The following is a 16,083-nucleotide window of genomic DNA, read 5'->3' on the forward strand; positions in this document are numbered from 1 at the left end:
GAAACATGGAAAAATTTGTTTACTCTTTCAACGAGGGCTCCAAAGATATGAGAAGCCTTCTGGGCGGCAAAGGTGCCGGCCTTGCGGAAATGACCAAGATCGGTCTTCCCGTTCCATTCGGTTTCACAGTAACTACAGATGCCTGCAAGTATTACAACGATAATGGCGGACAGCTGAGCGACGGAATGATCCAGGAGATTTATGAGCACCTGGCAGAGCTGGAGCAGGTGTCCGGCAAGAAGTTCGGAAGCACAGAGAATCCTCTGCTGGTATCAGTAAGATCAGGAGCACCTGTTTCCATGCCTGGCATGATGGACACTATCCTGAACCTGGGACTTAATGATGATGCTGTAAAGGGCCTTGCTGCACGTACAGGTAATGAGAGATTTGCTTACGACAGCTACAGAAGATTCATCCAGATGTTCGGCGATGTAGTAATGGAGATAAGCAAATCCAAGTTCGATGAAGTGTTCGACGGACAGAAAAAAGCTGTTGGCGCTGAGTTCGATGTTGACCTTACTACTGAAGATCTGAAGAAAATCATTGAAGGATACAAGAAGGTAGTAAAGGATGAGCTGGGAAGAGACTTCCCACAGGAGCCAAAGGATCAGCTGATGGAGGCTGTTAAAGCCGTATTCAGATCCTGGAACAATGACAGAGCGATTCTGTACAGACAGCTGAATGATATTCCTTCTTCTCTTGGAACAGCTGTAAACGTTCAGCTGATGGTATTCGGAAACATGGGCGAGACTTCTGGTACAGGTGTAGCTTTCACAAGAAGCCCTGTTAACGGAGAGAACAGAATCTTCGGTGAGTTCCTGGTTAACGCTCAGGGCGAGGATGTTGTTGCAGGAATCAGAACTCCTCAGCCTATTAACCAGATGAAGGAAGCTTTCCCAGAGGTTTATGCAAAGTTTGAGGACATTGCAAGAATTCTGGAAAACCATTATCTCGACATGCAGGACATGGAGTTCACCGTTGAGGATAACAAGCTGTTCATGCTTCAGACAAGAACAGGAAAGAGAACAGCAGCTGCAGCTGTAAAGATTGCAGTAGATATGGTAAACGAAGGCGTTATCGACAAAGAGACCGCCATCATGAGGATTGAGCCAGACCAGATCAATCAGCTGCTTCACCCGGCATTTGATGAAGAAGAGCTGAAGAAGTTTGAGCCTGTAGCTAAGGGCCTTGCGGCTTCCCCTGGAGCAGCAGAAGGTGAGATCAGATTCAATGCAGATGATGCTGAAGCAGCTGCTCAGGAAGGAAAGAAAGTAATCCTGGTAAGAGAAGAGACTTCACCGGAAGACCTTGCAGGAATGGTTGCTGCACAGGGTATTCTCACTGCCAGAGGCGGAATGACATCCCATGCCGCAGTTGTTGCCAGAGGAATGGGCAAGTGCTGTGTTACAGGATGTAACGCCATCACTGTAAATGCAGCTGAGAAGACAATGGAGATTGCCGGAGTAAAGTATGGAGAAGGTGAGAACATTTCCATCAACGGATCTGACGGAAGCGTTTACATCGGATCCATCAAGACAGTAGCTCCAGAGCTTTCAGGTGATTTCGGCACCATCATGAAATGGGCTGATGAGATCAGAACACTGGGAGTAAGAACTAACGCAGATAATCCAAGAGATGCAAAGCAGGCTGCAGAGTTCGGAGCCGAGGGAATCGGCCTCTGCAGAACAGAGCACATGTTCTTCGAAGAAGAGAGAATTCCTAAGATCAGAAGAATGATCCTTGCTGATACTGAGGAAGAAAGAAGAGAAGCACTTGCTGGTCTGCTGCCATATCAGAAGGCTGACTTCAAGGGACTCTACAAGGTAATGGGTGAGAAACCAGTAACAATCAGACTGCTGGATCCACCTCTCCATGAGTTCCTGCCTCACACAGAAGCAGAGATGAGACAGCTTTCAGAGCAGTTCAACATTCCTTATGAGAGGATTGTAAACAAGACTATCGAGCTTCACGAGTTCAACCCGATGCTTGGTCACAGAGGATGCAGACTGGCAGTTACATATCCTGAAATTGCTGAGATGCAGACAGAGGCCATTATCGGCGCTGCACTGGAAGTAAAGAAGGAAACAGGATACAACATCAAGCCTGAGATCATGGTTCCGCTGGTTGGAATTGCTAACGAGCTGAAGTGTGTTAAGAAGGTTATTGATGAAACTGCCGAGAAGTGCTTCCAGGAAGCAGGAGAGAGACTTGAGTACCTGGTTGGTACCATGATCGAGATTCCTAGAGCAACACTTATTGCTGATGAAATCGCTGAAGATGCACAGTTCTTCTCATTCGGAACAAACGATCTGACTCAGATGGGATTCGGATTCTCCAGAGACGATACTGGAAAGATCATTAAGGAGTACATCGCAAAAGGTGTTCTTGAGAATGACCCTTTCCAGAGCTTCGATCAGCACGGACTGGGCAAGCTGGTAAAGATGGCTGTAGAGGGTGGAAAGAAGACACGTCCTGACATTCACCTGGGAATCTGCGGAGAGCACGGCGGAGATCCTGCAACTATTGATTTCTGCCACAGAACAGGACTTAACTACGTATCCTGCTCACCATTCAGAGTTCCAATCGCAAGACTTGCTGCTGCACAGGCTGCTGTCAGAAACAAGTAGTCTTACGAACAACGGGGAATTAAGAACCGGAAGCGGCCGCATACCCTGGAAAATAATGACTTTAACAGGAGATCCTACAGGATCTCCTGTTATTTTTTACAAAAAATAAATTGTATACAATAATGCGAGTATACTTTGGTTATGCATTGTTGTGATGTGTTAGAATCTATTGCTGAAAGCTGATTCATGTGAATTGAACAGGAAATAACAATGGGTCGATTATACAAATTCGAAGAAGAGTTCAAGACTCTTGCCAACCTTATCTGGATCATTGCAGGAAATATTATTTATGCTATAAGCATCAATATTCTCATTACCCCGATGAACCTGTATAACGGAGGGTTTCTCGGCACGGCGCAGCTTTTCAGATATGGACTTGCAAATGGACTGGGAATCAATCTCCCGGCAAACTTCGACATCACGGGAATAATCTATTTTCTGATGAACTGCCCGCTTTTTTACTATGCTTACAAGAGCGTTGGAATCAAATTTTCTTTAAAGTCACTTCTTTCCATAGGAATTTCCTCCCTGTGCCTGACAATAGTCCCTGTACCTGTAAAACCAGTGTTTGATGACTATCTGTCTGCTTGCGTTATTGCCGGTGTTATCGGCGGAGTAGGTTCGGGAATGATTCTCAGGGGAGGCAGCTCTACCGGAGGCACGGACATCATAGGCGTCTGCATGGCCAAGACCCACCCAAATCTCAGTGTGGGCACCGTCAACATACTGTTCAATGCCTTCGTTTATCTCACCTGTCTGTTCCTTTTTAACGTCCAGATAGCAATATATTCATTTATATACACTACCATCCGGTCAACCTTTATGGACAGGATGCATACACAGAACATTAACGCCAAGGCAATTATAGTTACCAAGAAAAATGGCATTGCGGAGTCAATAAACAAAGAGATGGGCCGCGGTGTCACTGAATGGACGGGAACAGGAAGCTTTACCGGCGATGATATTCAGATTCTCATGGTTGCGGTAACCAAGTATGAGATTCCACATCTGAAAGAAATCGTTGAGAATATCGATCCCCATGCTTTCATGACTGTAGACGAAGGTGAGACTGTAGTAGGAAACTTCAAGAAGCACCTGGCCTGACCTTAGGGCGCCAGGATGATACAACTGATAAGGAGAAACAGATGATTTACCCGGATTTTCCTGGTGAAGGTGACACCATAGGAATATGCGCACCAAGCGCCGGAGTTGGCAGAAAACTGGAATCTTTTGACAGATCCATTTCTTTTCTCAGGAAAAAAGGTTTTCACATCATTGAGACTAACAGCGTCAGACAGGATGATATCCGCTCAGCCAGAGCTCATGTAAGAGGAAGTGAGTTTAATCAGCTCGTTGCTGACAAAAGCGTTAAGGCTGTGATTTCAGCTTCAGGGGGAGAATACAATAATGAGATGCTGCCGTATATAGATGAGAAGCTTTTAGCTGAAAACCCAAAGTGGATAACAGGAGCCAGCGATCCTACAAATATTCTTTATTACGTTACCACAAAACTTGATATTGCCACCATGTATGGGTTTAATGCAGGAACCTTTGACTGGGAACCAGTTCATCCCTTTCAGGAAAACGCAGTGAGGATTCTGAAGGGGGAACTCATAAAACAAAATTCATTTGAGATGTATCAGGGCTCAAGATCCTTTGATTCGGATGAAGTTATACTGGATTCTCCGGTCAGATGGAGGTTGCTGAGACCGGGAAAAAATAGCCTGTCAATGGCTGGAAAAACTGTTATACCGGCAGGTTCAGATCTTCTCACCGAATCAGATGAAGAGTTTTCTGTAACAGGCAGACTGATTGGCGGATGCAGTGACTGTATTTTAAATCTGATAGGAACGCCTTTCGATGGAACAAAAGAATTTCTCGAGAGATACCGGGATGAGCAGATTATCTGGTACCTGGATGATTTCGCAATGGACGGGCCATCACTGCTAAGGTTCCTTACACAAATGGAGTACTGCGGATATCTGAGGAATGCTGCAGCAATAATAATCGGAAGAGTAATGTTCCCGGGCATGTCCTCTGATGATGATTACCTGATGGAGCTCAGTCAGCACCTGTCAGTACCTGTGGTTTTCAACGCAGATCTGGGACACGTGAAACCTTGCTTCACAATGATCAATGGAGCACATGCCACCGTTACAGTGGAGGATGGAAGAGGAAGTCTGGAGATGGTTCTGGACTAGATCTGCAAAATAAACGGCAGATAAGGTGATTCTGCCGTTTGTACCGAAATTATTCGAAATTAATATTATTACTGAATGCAACAGCTGAGGGCGTCTACAATGCTTTCAGCTGTATTTTCTTCTGCGTGGAGAACGTGAACCGGATTCTGAATGTCCTTAAGATAGTGGGCATCGGAACTGGTCAGGATGTGACATTTCTGCAGATATGGATAGTTTTCGGTCAGTTCTGGAATCTTGTCCGTCGTCTGTATCTCAACTGCAGTAAAATCAGGATTCTCAGGAAGCATTCCAAGGTTGCTGAGCAGACTTGTAGTAGCTTTGTTTATGTGGGCTGGAACCATCAGTCCATCATAATCATTGAGTATGCGCTGCACGTAGTCAAATGAAATATTGCTGGCTACTGTGAGCAGCTGATCTTCTTCTCTGATTACATTGTCGTCAGAATCCACTACAAGCTGGTGGCCGAAGAATTCCGGTTTGTTCTGAATGGCTGGAGTGTTTTCGGAAACGTAGCGGCTGAAGGCCATTGCTTTTTCCAATTCCTTAAAGTAGCAGAGGACATGAACTTCCTCAGAAGTGGTAAGTTCCATTCCGGGAATTACGGTAACACCGTATGCCTCTCCCAGCTCCATAGCCGCAGAAACATTAAGGCAGCTGTTGTGGTCAGTGATTGCAATTGCGTCAAGACCAGCTACAATTGCCATTCCTACAATGTTGGCAGGTGTGCTGTCATCGCTTCCGCATGGTGACAGACATGAGTGAATATGAAGGTCATAGGTAATTCTTTTCATAGAGATTCATGTATCCAGAGAGCAGTTTTGAAAATACTGTCGTGGCTTCTGAGCACGGTAATACCTGTTGCCATTGCTTTTTCTGTAAATTCTGGTGTAACCTGAGTATCCAGGGCCAGGACTACGCAGGCTGCGTCGGTAAGAGAGGCGACGGCAAGGGTGTTAATATTTGACATCACTGTCACCCAGGCACAGCCGGAAGGAAGGTTTCCCATTGCAACGCTCAGCAGATCGCAGCATTCCACAGAAGTAACTTCTTCGTCAATATTGCTGCCTTCGTTGATTATCTCAAAATCAAGCTTCTCAATAAGTCCATGAACATTCATGTACATCCTCCCGAAGATCAGGCTTCATTGTATTTTCATCAATACACCTTCTGATATTATATTAGCTTTAGGAGGATTTTGCACACACAAAAACGGGCTTTCACAATAATTGAAGGCCCGCCGCAATACTTATTTCATTTCCACTGAATCTCTTTCAACTGTTTATCAGGTCTTTACTCGATGTTAATCCGCATCTTTACAGTGGTTCCGACACCAACTTCACTTTCAATGTTCATTTCATCAGAATTGTTCTTCATGTTCGGAAGTCCCATTCCGGCACCGAAGCCCAGAGCCTGAATCTGAGCAGGGGCAGTGCTGTAACCCATCTGCATTGCCAGAGGTATATCGGGAATTCCAGGACCTTTGTCAACCAGAATAAGATCCACATGGTCAGAGCAGATATACGCATCTATGACGCCGCCCTCTGCATGGATGACCATATTAATCTCACCCTCATACATAGCTATTGACACCCTGCGGATACTGTCTCTGCTGACACCAAGGTCCTTGAGCTTCTTCTTGAAGCTGCTGCTGGCTTCCCCGGCCCGGGTGAAATCATCTCCCGATACCTGATATGTGAGATGTATACATTGATCGTGATTACACATCCTGACTCGTTCCTTCCAGTCCGTTTGAAAAGAGGAGACCACAGGTAACATACATAGAATATGGAGACTGCAGTATGGTTATGCCCAGAGAATTGGCAAGAGCAATTATTTCAGGTTCTGGTTTGTTCTTTCCAATGAAAATTACACAGGTGATACCCATGAGATCGGCTGTTCTCAAAACCTGTGGATTATAGAGAGCTGTGATGAGTATGGATTTGTCATTGGCATATGCCAGAACGTGACTCATCATATCCGATGAAAATGCACTGTTCAGCTCAACGTCCAGATTTTTAGTTTTTGTCAGAATGCGACCATCCAGAAGTTGCTGGATTTCCCTCAAAGTCATACAGGCCTCCCTGTTAATAAATCCAAAAAAAATTATTCCTGCGTGATTATTTTATCATGGTATGGATCAAAGTTAAAGGTGCAATCAAAGTTGAAATTCTGGGGAGAAAACGTATAAATATTCTTTTAACAATACTGCAATTGCAAGGAGTAGAAGTCCATTACACCCCTCGTTTGACAGGTATTAAACGACCTTCCTGTATTGAAATGCATCGTGCACGACAGTATAATTATGTACAAAAGTGACTATCAGTTAAGGAGGTATGAACCCATGAAAGTTTCAACAGTTCCTTTCAAGGGCACTCGTGAGCAGGAAGTTAAGCTCCAGAAGGTTATCGAAGCCCATAAGGATGAGAAGGGCTCGCTTATGCCTATCATGCAGAAGGCCCAGGATATCTACGGTTATCTGCCATATGAAGTCCAGAAGATGATTTCAGATGGCACGGGAATTCCAATCGAGAAGGTTTATGGCGTCGCTTCTTTCTATGCGCAGTTTACCATGTCACCTAAGGGTGAAAATGAGGTTTCTGTATGCCTTGGTACTGCCTGCTATGTAAAGGGTGCTGCAGATGTGCTTGATGCTCTGGAAAAAGAGCTGGGCATAAAGGACGGTCAGTGCACAAGTGATGGTAAGTTCTCTTTAGATACCTGTCGCTGCGTGGGAGCCTGCGGACTTGCACCTGTTTTCATTGTAAATGGAGACGTTTACGGTAAAGCCACACCAGACAAGGTCCACGACATTATCGAGAAATATAAATAAGGATTTCTGGTATGTTAACCGAAATTTCACTTAACGTAATAGATATTGCCAGGAATTCAATAAGGGCAGGCGCTTCTCTGATTCAGATCACAGTCAGAATTGATGATCAGAAAAAGACCCTGAGGCTGACGATAGCAGACAATGGTTCAGGAATGAACCCCCAGCAGCTTTCGAAAGTTGAAGATCCTTTTTTTACCTCCAGAACTACCCGCAGGGTTGGCCTGGGAGTGCCATTCCTCAAGCAGGAAGCCGAATGCACTGGCGGAACCTTTAATATACGGTCAGAAGAGGGAAAGGGTACTGTAGTGGATGCGCTGTTCCATACAGACCATATTGACTGCATGCCCCTGGGTGATATAAATTCCAGCATTTTGATGCTGATCACCACCTCAGAAGAGAAAAAAGTGGATTTTGTGTATACCTATGAAGTGGATGAAAGAAGTTTCCAGCTGGATACCAGAGAGTTGAGAGAAATTCTGGAAGGCGTTCCTTTCAGTGAGCCTCGGGTATCGGCATTCATAAGATCCTTCCTTGACGAGAACCAGGAAGCTGTCGACAAGGGAGAAATAATGGAGGAAAGATAATGAAATCATTGGCAGAGCTGAAGGCTATCCGTGAGAGCATGCAGGGACAGATAGGGCTGCGCTCGGAGGATGACGACACTACAAAGATTGTTGTTGGAATGGCTACATGCGGAATTGCAGCCGGAGCCAGACCTGTACTGAATGAGCTGGTTAAAGATGTAAATGAGAAGGGACTCAAGAACGTGGTTGTTGAGCAGACCGGATGTATCGGAATGTGCGAATATGAGCCTATCGTCGAGGTTTTCGAGCCTGGAAAAAATAAAGTAACATATGTGCGCATGACTGCGGACAAGGCGGACGAGGTTGTGGAGAAGCATATCGTAGGTGGAAAACCAATCAGCCAGTACACCCTGAGCGATGTTGATATTTAGGAGGTCGTAAGATGTTTCATACATACGTTTTGGTCTGCGGCGGAACAGGTTGTGATTCCAATCACAGTGGTGAAGTCATCGAGACCTTCAAGGAAAAAATAAAGAATGCGGGACTTGAAGATGAGGTTCAGGTTGTGGCCACAGGCTGTCAGGGACTGTGCGCCAAAGGACCTATTGTAGTTGTTCATCCGGGAGCAGTTTATTATCAGGAAGTCACTCCTGCAAAGGCTGCTGTAATTGCAGATGAGCACATCATCAAGGGACGTGTTGTTGAGAAATACCTTCTTACTGAAGAAACAACAGAAGAAGGAAAGTCCCTTTCCATTAACGACAGTAATTTCTATAAGCAGCAGGTAAGAATTGCTCTGAGAAACTGCGGACTCATCAATCCTGAAGATATCAGAGAATATATTGGAACCGGAGGATATGAGGCTCTCGGAAAGTGCCTGACAGAGATGACTCCTGATGAGGTTATCCAGGTAATTCTGGACTCCGGATTAAGAGGAAGAGGCGGAGCTGGATTCCCTACAGGAAAGAAGTGGAAGTTTGCGTCTGGAAACAGAGGAAAAGTCCAGAAATATGTTTGCTGCAATGCCGATGAAGGAGACCCTGGTGCATTCATGGACAGATCTGTCCTCGAAGGAGATCCTCATTCAGTTCTTGAAGCCATGGCAATTGCAGGATACGCAATTGGCGCAGATCAGGGATACATTTACGTAAGAGCTGAATATCCTATTGCTGTAAAGAGACTTCAGATTGCCATTAAGCAGGCTGAAGAATACGGCCTCCTGGGCGACAACATTTTCGATTCAGGATTTAATTTCAGAATTGAGCTTCGTCTTGGCGCAGGAGCCTTCGTATGCGGCGAAGAGACAGCTCTGATGACATCAATAGAAGGAAACAGAGGAGAACCTCATCCAAGGCCTCCGTTCCCTGCAGTTAAGGGACTTTTCCAGAGCCCTACAATCCTGAATAACGTTGAGACATATGCAAACATCCCTGAGATTATTAACAAGGGTGCTGACTGGTTCGCCAGCATGGGCACTGAGACATCAAAGGGAACAAAAGTATTTGCCTTGGGCGGCAAGGTTAACAACACAGGACTGGTTGAGATCCCTATGGGAACTACTCTCCGTGAAGTTATTGAAGATATTGGCGGAGGCGTTCCTAACGGAAAGAAATTCAAGGCTGCTCAGACTGGAGGACCTTCTGGCGGATGCATTCCTTATACATACTATGACATTCCTATCGATTACGAGAACCTGAAGAGCATCGGATGCATGATGGGTTCAGGCGGAATGATCGTAATGGACGAAGACAACTGCATGGTGGATATCGCCAAATTCTTCCTGGAATTTACAGTAAGTGAGTCCTGCGGAAAATGTACTCCATGTCGTATCGGTACCAGAAGAATGCTGGAGATTCTGACAAGGATTACAGAAGGCAAGGGTGAAATGGAAGACCTGGACAAGCTGGAGAACCTGGCTAAATACATTCAGGCCAACTCACTGTGCGGACTGGGACAGACAGCACCAAACCCTGTTCTTTCAACTCTGCGGTACTTTAGAGATGAATACGTTGCACACATCAAGGAGAAGAGATGTCCTGCAGGAGTATGTAAGGCACTCCTGAGATACGAGATTGATCCTGATAAGTGCAAGGGCTGCACTCTCTGCGCAAGAAACTGCCCTGTTAACGCTATTTCAGGCGAAGTAAAGAAACCGCATGTGATCAATACAGCAGTATGCATCAAGTGCGGAGCATGTATGGACAGCTGCCGGTTTGGCGCAATTTCTAGGAAGTAGTGGAGGTTAGATCATGGGAGATATTAGAGTAACAATTGATAATATAGATGTTACGGTTCCTGAGGGCACCACTCTGTATGAGGCTGCCCATGTGGCAGGAATCGACATCCCGACGCTCTGCTACCTGAAAGGCGTCAATGAAATAGGTGCATGCAGGATGTGCCTTTGTGAAGTTGAAGGCGCCAGAGGTCTGGTTACTTCCTGCGTATATCCGTGCACCGATGGAATGGTAGCTCATACCCACACAGATAAGGTGGTACAGTCCAGGAGAACCACTCTCCAGCTTATCCTTTCAGACCATGATCAGGACTGTCTGGCATGCGGAAGAAGCGGAAGCTGTGAACTTCAGGAACTCTGTACAAGATATGGTGTTGAGCAGAGCCATTACTATGATGGCAAGAAGAACGAATATGAAATAGATTCCAGCTCCCCATCTATTGTCAGAAACAATAACAAATGCATACTCTGCCGCCGCTGCATCGGAGCATGCACTAATCTTCAGGGAATCACTGCTATCGGCACCAACGAGAGAGGTTTTGATACATATGTTGGAAGTGCATTCGGAATGCCTCTTTCAGAAACAAGCTGCGTAAACTGCGGACAGTGCATAGTTGCCTGCCCTGTTGGAGCCCTCTATGAAAAAGATTCAACTGCTGAGGTAAAAGCAGCCATAGAGGATCCAGACAAGGTTGTAATCGTACAGGCAGCTCCTTCCACAAGAGTAGGTCTTGGAGAATGTTTCGGACTTCCTATTGGAACTGAGTGTGAAGGCCAGATGTCAGCAGCACTGCACAGACTTGGATTTGACAAGGTGTTCGATACCAATTTCTCTGCAGACCTGACTATAGTTGAGGAAGCAAATGAGCTGATCGAGAGAGTTCAGAACGGCGGAGTGCTGCCGATGTTCACTTCCTGCTCACCAGGATGGGTCAAGTATTGTGAGCATTACTATCCGGATCTTCTGCCTCATATGTCCAGCTGCAAGTCCCCTCAGCAGATGTTCGGCGCAGTTACAAAGACGTACTATGCAGAAACCATGGGTATTCCTGTAGAAAAGATCGTTTCAGTTTCCATAATGCCTTGCACAGCCAAGAAGTTTGAGCTTGGAAGAGATGATCAGGCAGCTGCAGGCTACCAGGATGTAGATTATGCTTTGACTACAAGAGAGCTGGCAAGGATGATTAAGGAGGCCGGAATCGACTTCGTAAATCTTCCTGAAGAACCATATGACAACCCTCTGGGTGAGTATACAGGAGCCGGAGTTATTTTCGGAGCAACAGGCGGAGTAATGGAAGCTGCTCTCAGAACTGCTGTAGAGAAGATCACCGGTGAGGAACTGATTGATCTGGAGTTCAAGGATGTAAGAGGTACAGAGGGCATCAAGGAGGCATCTTATGATCTGAACGGAACAACTGTAAAAGTTGCTGTTGCATCAGGTCTTGCTAATGCCCGTAAGGTCATGGATATGGTAAGAGCCGGTGAAGGAGATTACACCTTTATCGAGATCATGGCTTGTCCTGGCGGATGCGTAAACGGCGGTGGCCAGCCTCATGTTCCAGCAAAGATCAGGAACTTCAACGATGTAAGAGCAATAAGGGCAAAGGGCCTCTACACTCTTGACAAGAATGCTCCTCTCAGAAAATCTCATGAGAATCCAGTTATCGTTAAGATGTACGAGGACTACTTCGGTGAACCTGGAAGTGAAAAGGCTCACCACGCTCTCCACACATCATATGTAAAGAGAAGAGTCAATCAATAATAGATTGATTACATCATAATCAAAGCATGCAGAGACGGGCGCTTCTGTCAATTGACGGGAGTACCCGTTTTTTTGCTGTTTAAGAAAAATTCCTTTTTACATGAAGAGTCTATGAGGGCTTTTGAATAATACACGGCAATATGATAGAATTACGCCGTTGCATTGATGATATGGCAGAGATAACCGCATATCACGGTTTCTATTTACTCTACTAACAGGAGGATATTAATGAAAGAAATAAATGCATGGACAGGTTATTCTGAAAAAGACCTGGAGGCAGTTGAACAGATAAGTTCTGGATATATGAACTTTTTGGATAATGGAAAAACCGAGAGAGAATGTACAGATGCTATCGTTGAGATGGCGGAGAAAAACGGATACAGAAACCTTGAGGATATCGTTGCCGCTGGTGAAAAGCTGGAAAAGGGCAGCAAGGTATATGCAGTAAACATGCATAAGGCTGTAGTCCTCTTCAATATAGGAGAAGACATTCTTCGTGACGGACTGAACATCCTTGGAGCCCACATTGACTCACCGAGACTGGATCTGAAGCAGAATCCTCTGTATGAAAGCGACGAATATGCTTTTCTGAACACTCAATACTACGGTGGAATCAAGAAATATCAATGGGTAACTATGCCTCTTGCCATCCATGGCGTCGTTGCCAAGAAAGACGGAACCACTGTAAAGATCAGGATTGGTGAGGAGCCTGGAGATCCAGTTTTCTTTGTGACAGACCTGCTGGTTCATCTGGCTCAGGACCAGATGGAAAAAAAGGCCTCATCTGTAGTTGAGGGAGAGGCTCTTGATATTATAGCAGGAACCATCCCGATGGACGGCGACAGCAAGGACAGCGTAAAAGCAAATGTGCTTAAACTTCTGAAAGAGAAATACGATATCGAGGAGGACGATTTCTGGTCTTCAGAGCTGGAAATAGTACCTGCAGGAAATGCCAGGGAAGCAGGTTTTGACCGTTCTATGATTCTGGGCTATGGTCACGATGACAGGTGCTGTGCCTATACTTCGGTCCTGGCTATGATGAATGTGGAATCTCCTTTAAAGACTGCATGCGGCCTTTTTGTGGATAAAGAGGAAATCGGCAGCGTAGGAGCTACAGGCATGAGATCCGCTTTCTTTGAGGATACTCTTAGAGAGATTCTTGACCGCATGGGCATCTATTCTGAGCTGAATCTGAGAAGAGTGCTGAGAGGAAGCAGAATGCTTTCATCAGATGTAAGTGCTGCCTATGATCCCCTTTATGCAGACCGCTTCGACAAGGCCAATGCTGCTCAGTTCGGAAGGGGCATTGTATTTAACAAGTATACAGGTGGACGTGGCAAGAGTGGTTCCAACGACGCAAATGCCGAATACCTGGGCCATCTCAGAAAGATTTTTTCCGATAACAACGTAATGTTCCAGTCAGCTGAACTTGGCAAAGTTGACGTAGGCGGCGGCGGTACTATTGCATACATCCTTTCCCTCTATGGAATGGAAGTAGTTGACAGCGGAATCGCTGTTCTCAGTATGCATGCTCCATGGGAAGCTGTAAGCAAGTCAGATCTGTATGAGGCAGAGAAGGGATACGAGGCATTCCTGAAAAACGCTTAAGTTTTATATAGCCTCAAAGGAGATAAACTGTGAAATCAGTATTAATGACAATACTCGTGTCTATGCTTCCGGTTATTGAGCTGAGAGGGGGCATACCATACGGAGTGGTTGCAGGATTAGGGGTAAAAACAGCCCTTACCTGCGCTCTGATAGGAAATATACTTCCTGTTCCATTTCTGATTCTCTTCACAACAAAGGTTTTTGCATGGCTCAGGACAAAGAGCCCAAAGCTTGACCGTCTTGTTGTAAAGATGGAGCAGAAGGGGATGAGCAAAAAGGATGTTATAGACAAATATGAATTCTGGGGGCTGGTGTTGCTGGTGGCAATACCTCTTCCTGGCACAGGTGCATGGACCGGGTGCCTGGTTGCTGCTCTTCTGGAGATGGATGTGAAGAAATCCATTCCAGCTGTGATTCTGGGGGTTTTGATCGCTGGAGCAATCGTTTCCTTCATTACATACGGAGCAGAACTGCTGGTTTAGGTTTTGAACAGCAGAAATTATAAATAAAATAAAGAACACCTGCCATCGGCTGATGATACGAAAATCAACTGATGGCAGGTGTTTTATTTGCGTGTATCAGATGCAAATGACAGCAGAGCAGGCGTTGTATTTTGTAACTCTGTAACTCTGAAATCCGGCTTACACCGTTCTTCCCATGAAGTTCAGGTTAAGGCGTTTGCTAAGGTGTTTATCCTCTTCCATGGATTCCATGAGACCCTCGATCTCTGTGACGCATGGATCGACAGTTTCTTCAAGGCGTTGAAGGAGGGCTGCATTGCTCTCTCTAGTAAAAGGAGAGGCCTTCTCTTTAGCTATCATGTCAGCATGGCTTCTGGCTGGAGGAATCATGGTCATCATCTTGTAGGCTCTTTTTCTGAATTTTGGATCAGGAGAGGACATGAGCTCCAGTATTCTCTTCATGGAAACAATGCTTTCCTGAATCTTCTCTGCACCGGCTGAGTGATAAAAAGGCGAAATAATCTCGCCCATGGAAGGCTCATCTGGAATAATCATATCAAGATTGAGACCTATCGGGTCCTTCCCGTCTTTTCTGATGAGCATGCTGTCGAATTCTCTTTCAACTAGAGAATGGGTTATTCCTTCTTCCTTCATGTATTTAGTAACTAGTGGATGGCAGGAGGAGTCCAGCATGTAGTGACACATGAAGCCTAGAAGATATGCTCTTCTTGCCTCGCACGGCTCTTCCTTCTCATAAACCAGGGCTCTTGAGAAAAAGAATCTTCCGGAGCGTGCGTGGAGAATCTCTCCTTCGTGGTTTATCTCTCCAGGTCTCCATGGCTTGTAGAAAGCCAGAGGGTCAGGGCCCTGAAAGCCGAGAAAATATGAATCTAGTGTCTCGCGGCTGCTGCCGATTAATGCCTTGGCCTGATCAGGCAGCTTGCGTGTTACCTTCAAGCCGAAAACAAAGTGGGCATAATGTGCTGGCATAGTTTCTCCTTAGTTAATATATCTGAACACACCCTTGACCTTACCGACGATATGAATTTCCTTGCTGCTGTCGATGATAATAGGGTCCATTGTATCGTTCTCCGGCTGAAGGCGGATGTGTCCATTCTCTCTGTAAAAAGTCTTGACTGTCGTTTCCTGATCATACTCACCTGCAATCATGGCAACTACAATCTCTCCATTAGCAGGAGAAGGATCTTCGTTTACGATTATATAATCGCCGTCATTAATTCCCGCATTTATCATGCTGTTTCCATGAACTACCAGCATGAAATTATTTCCTCTTCCAATGAAACGGGAAGGGACAGGGAAAGAATCCTCTATATTCTGTTCAGCAAGGATTGGTGTACCGGCGGCAACCCTGCCGATAACAGGCAGTTCTACAACCTCCTGACCTGAGATTTGCTGGGAAGGAACAGTAGAGGATGTTCTCTGATTATTTGCACCTTTCCTGCTGCTCTGGATGGAAGTGTCGGATCCTGCATTCTTGCGGCCCTTGTCTTTATCCACTATCATAAGAGCCCGGGGTTTGCTGGGGTCTTTCTTAACAAGGCCTGCAGCCTCCAGAGCTTTAATATCACTGTATACTGTAGAGGTTGACTTTATCCCCAAAGCAGTGCATATTTCTCTGACAGTCGGCGGGAAGCCCTTTGTCTGAACGGTCTTCTTCATGAACTTGAGAATTGCCTTCTGTCTGTCTTCGCATTTCTTCATGGTCGGTTCTCCTTGAGAGTAAGATGGACGGATCTTGCAGATCCCTCTGAAATCCACTTCTTGTAAGGAGTATATAGGAAAACCCGGCGGAAATCAAGAACGCATGTTCATTATC

Annotated in this window: 16 protein-coding genes; 10 read left to right on the plus strand and 6 right to left on the minus strand. The window is 45.6% G+C overall.

The genetic code is table 11. From position 1 onward, the window contains the following. Positions 1-5: 5 nt before the first annotated feature. The 3 genes from ppdK to FYJ66_RS01230 all read left to right on the plus strand — a co-directional run bounded on the left by ppdK (position 6) and on the right by FYJ66_RS01230 (position 4,828). The gene (gene ppdK, locus FYJ66_RS01220; protein ID WP_154571700.1) at positions 6-2,627 is read left to right on the plus strand and encodes a pyruvate, phosphate dikinase; all 2,622 of its coding nucleotides are present in this window, start codon (positions 6-8) and stop codon (positions 2,625-2,627) included. 210 nt (positions 2,628-2,837) lie between these two features. Continuing rightward, entirely contained in the window at positions 2,838-3,731 is an 894-nt protein-coding gene (locus tag FYJ66_RS01225; protein ID WP_154571701.1) for a YitT family protein, read from the plus strand. A gap of 41 nt (positions 3,732-3,772) precedes the next feature. Then, positions 3,773-4,828 carry a S66 family peptidase gene (locus FYJ66_RS01230; RefSeq protein WP_154571702.1) on the plus strand — a complete coding sequence of 352 codons (1,056 nt, stop codon included), beginning with the start codon at positions 3,773-3,775 and terminating at the stop codon, positions 4,826-4,828. A gap of 68 nt (positions 4,829-4,896) precedes the next feature. Here the strand turns inward: FYJ66_RS01230 and FYJ66_RS01235 are convergent, their stop codons facing one another. The 4 genes from FYJ66_RS01235 to FYJ66_RS01250 form a co-directional block, all read right to left on the minus strand. After that, positions 4,897-5,619: a PHP domain-containing protein gene (locus FYJ66_RS01235; protein ID WP_154571703.1), complete on the minus strand. Its 723-nt coding sequence runs from the start codon at positions 5,617-5,619 to the stop codon at positions 4,897-4,899. Beyond that, on the minus strand, positions 5,616-5,945 hold the full coding sequence (locus FYJ66_RS01240; RefSeq protein ID WP_154571704.1) for a hypothetical protein: 330 nt from the start codon (positions 5,943-5,945) through the stop codon (positions 5,616-5,618). The genes FYJ66_RS01235 and FYJ66_RS01240 overlap by 4 nt, the downstream gene beginning before the upstream one ends. Positions 5,946-6,118: 173 nt before the next feature. Then, complete coding sequence (locus FYJ66_RS01245) at positions 6,119-6,553, minus strand: ATP-binding protein (protein WP_154571705.1); 435 nt, start codon at positions 6,551-6,553, stop codon at positions 6,119-6,121. Beyond that, positions 6,546-6,899 carry a DRTGG domain-containing protein gene (locus tag FYJ66_RS01250; RefSeq protein ID WP_154571706.1) on the minus strand — a complete coding sequence of 118 codons (354 nt, stop codon included), beginning with the start codon at positions 6,897-6,899 and terminating at the stop codon, positions 6,546-6,548. The genes FYJ66_RS01245 and FYJ66_RS01250 overlap by 8 nt, the downstream gene beginning before the upstream one ends. Before the next feature lie 270 nt (positions 6,900-7,169). Between FYJ66_RS01250 and FYJ66_RS01255 the strand changes: the two genes are divergently transcribed. The 7 genes from FYJ66_RS01255 to FYJ66_RS01285 all read left to right on the plus strand — a co-directional run bounded on the left by FYJ66_RS01255 (position 7,170) and on the right by FYJ66_RS01285 (position 14,267). Continuing rightward, entirely contained in the window at positions 7,170-7,658 is a 489-nt protein-coding gene (locus FYJ66_RS01255; RefSeq protein ID WP_154571707.1) for an NADH-quinone oxidoreductase subunit NuoE family protein, read from the plus strand. 11 nt (positions 7,659-7,669) lie between these two features. Beyond that, the gene (locus FYJ66_RS01260; RefSeq protein WP_154571708.1) at positions 7,670-8,242 is read left to right on the plus strand and encodes an ATP-binding protein; all 573 of its coding nucleotides are present in this window, start codon (positions 7,670-7,672) and stop codon (positions 8,240-8,242) included. Beyond that, positions 8,242-8,613 carry a (2Fe-2S) ferredoxin domain-containing protein gene (locus FYJ66_RS01265; protein WP_154571709.1) on the plus strand — a complete coding sequence of 124 codons (372 nt, stop codon included), beginning with the start codon at positions 8,242-8,244 and terminating at the stop codon, positions 8,611-8,613. The genes FYJ66_RS01260 and FYJ66_RS01265 overlap by 1 nt, the downstream gene beginning before the upstream one ends. 11 nt (positions 8,614-8,624) lie before the next feature. After that, positions 8,625-10,418 carry an NADH-quinone oxidoreductase subunit NuoF gene (gene nuoF, locus FYJ66_RS01270; RefSeq protein WP_154571710.1) on the plus strand — a complete coding sequence of 598 codons (1,794 nt, stop codon included), beginning with the start codon at positions 8,625-8,627 and terminating at the stop codon, positions 10,416-10,418. A gap of 13 nt (positions 10,419-10,431) precedes the next feature. After that, a complete protein-coding gene (locus FYJ66_RS01275) occupies positions 10,432-12,177 on the plus strand; it encodes an NADH-dependent [FeFe] hydrogenase, group A6 (RefSeq protein WP_154571711.1) in 1,746 nt (581 codons plus the stop codon). A gap of 228 nt (positions 12,178-12,405) precedes the next feature. Further along, on the plus strand, positions 12,406-13,785 hold the full coding sequence (locus FYJ66_RS01280; RefSeq protein WP_154571712.1) for an aminopeptidase: 1,380 nt from the start codon (positions 12,406-12,408) through the stop codon (positions 13,783-13,785). A gap of 29 nt (positions 13,786-13,814) precedes the next feature. Further along, entirely contained in the window at positions 13,815-14,267 is a 453-nt protein-coding gene (locus tag FYJ66_RS01285) for a COG2426 family protein (protein ID WP_277006670.1), read from the plus strand. Between the two features lie 159 nt (positions 14,268-14,426). On the opposite strand, the gene FYJ66_RS01290 is transcribed toward FYJ66_RS01285, so the two are convergent. Further along, positions 14,427-15,236, minus strand: coding sequence for a zinc dependent phospholipase C family protein (locus FYJ66_RS01290; RefSeq protein WP_154571713.1), 810 nt, complete (start codon positions 15,234-15,236; stop codon positions 14,427-14,429). Between the two features lie 9 nt (positions 15,237-15,245). Then, positions 15,246-15,968 carry a transcriptional repressor LexA gene (lexA, locus tag FYJ66_RS01295; RefSeq protein WP_154571714.1) on the minus strand — a complete coding sequence of 241 codons (723 nt, stop codon included), beginning with the start codon at positions 15,966-15,968 and terminating at the stop codon, positions 15,246-15,248. Positions 15,969-16,083: the final 115 nt, after the last annotated feature.

The organism is Allobaileyella intestinalis (assembly GCF_009695865.1).
In the GTDB taxonomy this organism is placed as follows: domain Bacteria; phylum Bacillota; class Clostridia; order Peptostreptococcales; family Anaerovoracaceae; genus Allobaileyella; species Allobaileyella intestinalis.

Excerpts from the sequence above, each read along its gene's own strand:
- ppdK (WP_154571700.1), top strand. The coding sequence starts at position 6 with ATGGAAAAATTTGTTTACTCTTTCAACGAGGGCTCCAAAGATATGAGA.
- FYJ66_RS01225 (WP_154571701.1), top strand. The coding sequence starts at position 2,838 with ATGGGTCGATTATACAAATTCGAAGAAGAGTTCAAGACTCTTGCCAAC.
- FYJ66_RS01230 (WP_154571702.1), top strand. The coding sequence starts at position 3,773 with ATGATTTACCCGGATTTTCCTGGTGAAGGTGACACCATAGGAATATGC.
- FYJ66_RS01235 (WP_154571703.1), bottom strand. The coding sequence starts at position 5,619 with ATGAAAAGAATTACCTATGACCTTCATATTCACTCATGTCTGTCACCA.
- FYJ66_RS01240 (WP_154571704.1), bottom strand. The coding sequence starts at position 5,945 with ATGAATGTTCATGGACTTATTGAGAAGCTTGATTTTGAGATAATCAAC.
- FYJ66_RS01245 (WP_154571705.1), bottom strand. The coding sequence starts at position 6,553 with ATGTGTAATCACGATCAATGTATACATCTCACATATCAGGTATCGGGA.
- FYJ66_RS01250 (WP_154571706.1), bottom strand. The coding sequence starts at position 6,899 with ATGACTTTGAGGGAAATCCAGCAACTTCTGGATGGTCGCATTCTGACA.
- FYJ66_RS01255 (WP_154571707.1), top strand. The coding sequence starts at position 7,170 with ATGAAAGTTTCAACAGTTCCTTTCAAGGGCACTCGTGAGCAGGAAGTT.
- FYJ66_RS01260 (WP_154571708.1), top strand. The coding sequence starts at position 7,670 with ATGTTAACCGAAATTTCACTTAACGTAATAGATATTGCCAGGAATTCA.
- FYJ66_RS01265 (WP_154571709.1), top strand. The coding sequence starts at position 8,242 with ATGAAATCATTGGCAGAGCTGAAGGCTATCCGTGAGAGCATGCAGGGA.
- nuoF (WP_154571710.1), top strand. The coding sequence starts at position 8,625 with ATGTTTCATACATACGTTTTGGTCTGCGGCGGAACAGGTTGTGATTCC.
- FYJ66_RS01275 (WP_154571711.1), top strand. The coding sequence starts at position 10,432 with ATGGGAGATATTAGAGTAACAATTGATAATATAGATGTTACGGTTCCT.
- FYJ66_RS01280 (WP_154571712.1), top strand. The coding sequence starts at position 12,406 with ATGAAAGAAATAAATGCATGGACAGGTTATTCTGAAAAAGACCTGGAG.
- FYJ66_RS01290 (WP_154571713.1), bottom strand. The coding sequence starts at position 15,236 with ATGCCAGCACATTATGCCCACTTTGTTTTCGGCTTGAAGGTAACACGC.
- lexA (WP_154571714.1), bottom strand. The coding sequence starts at position 15,968 with ATGAAGAAATGCGAAGACAGACAGAAGGCAATTCTCAAGTTCATGAAG.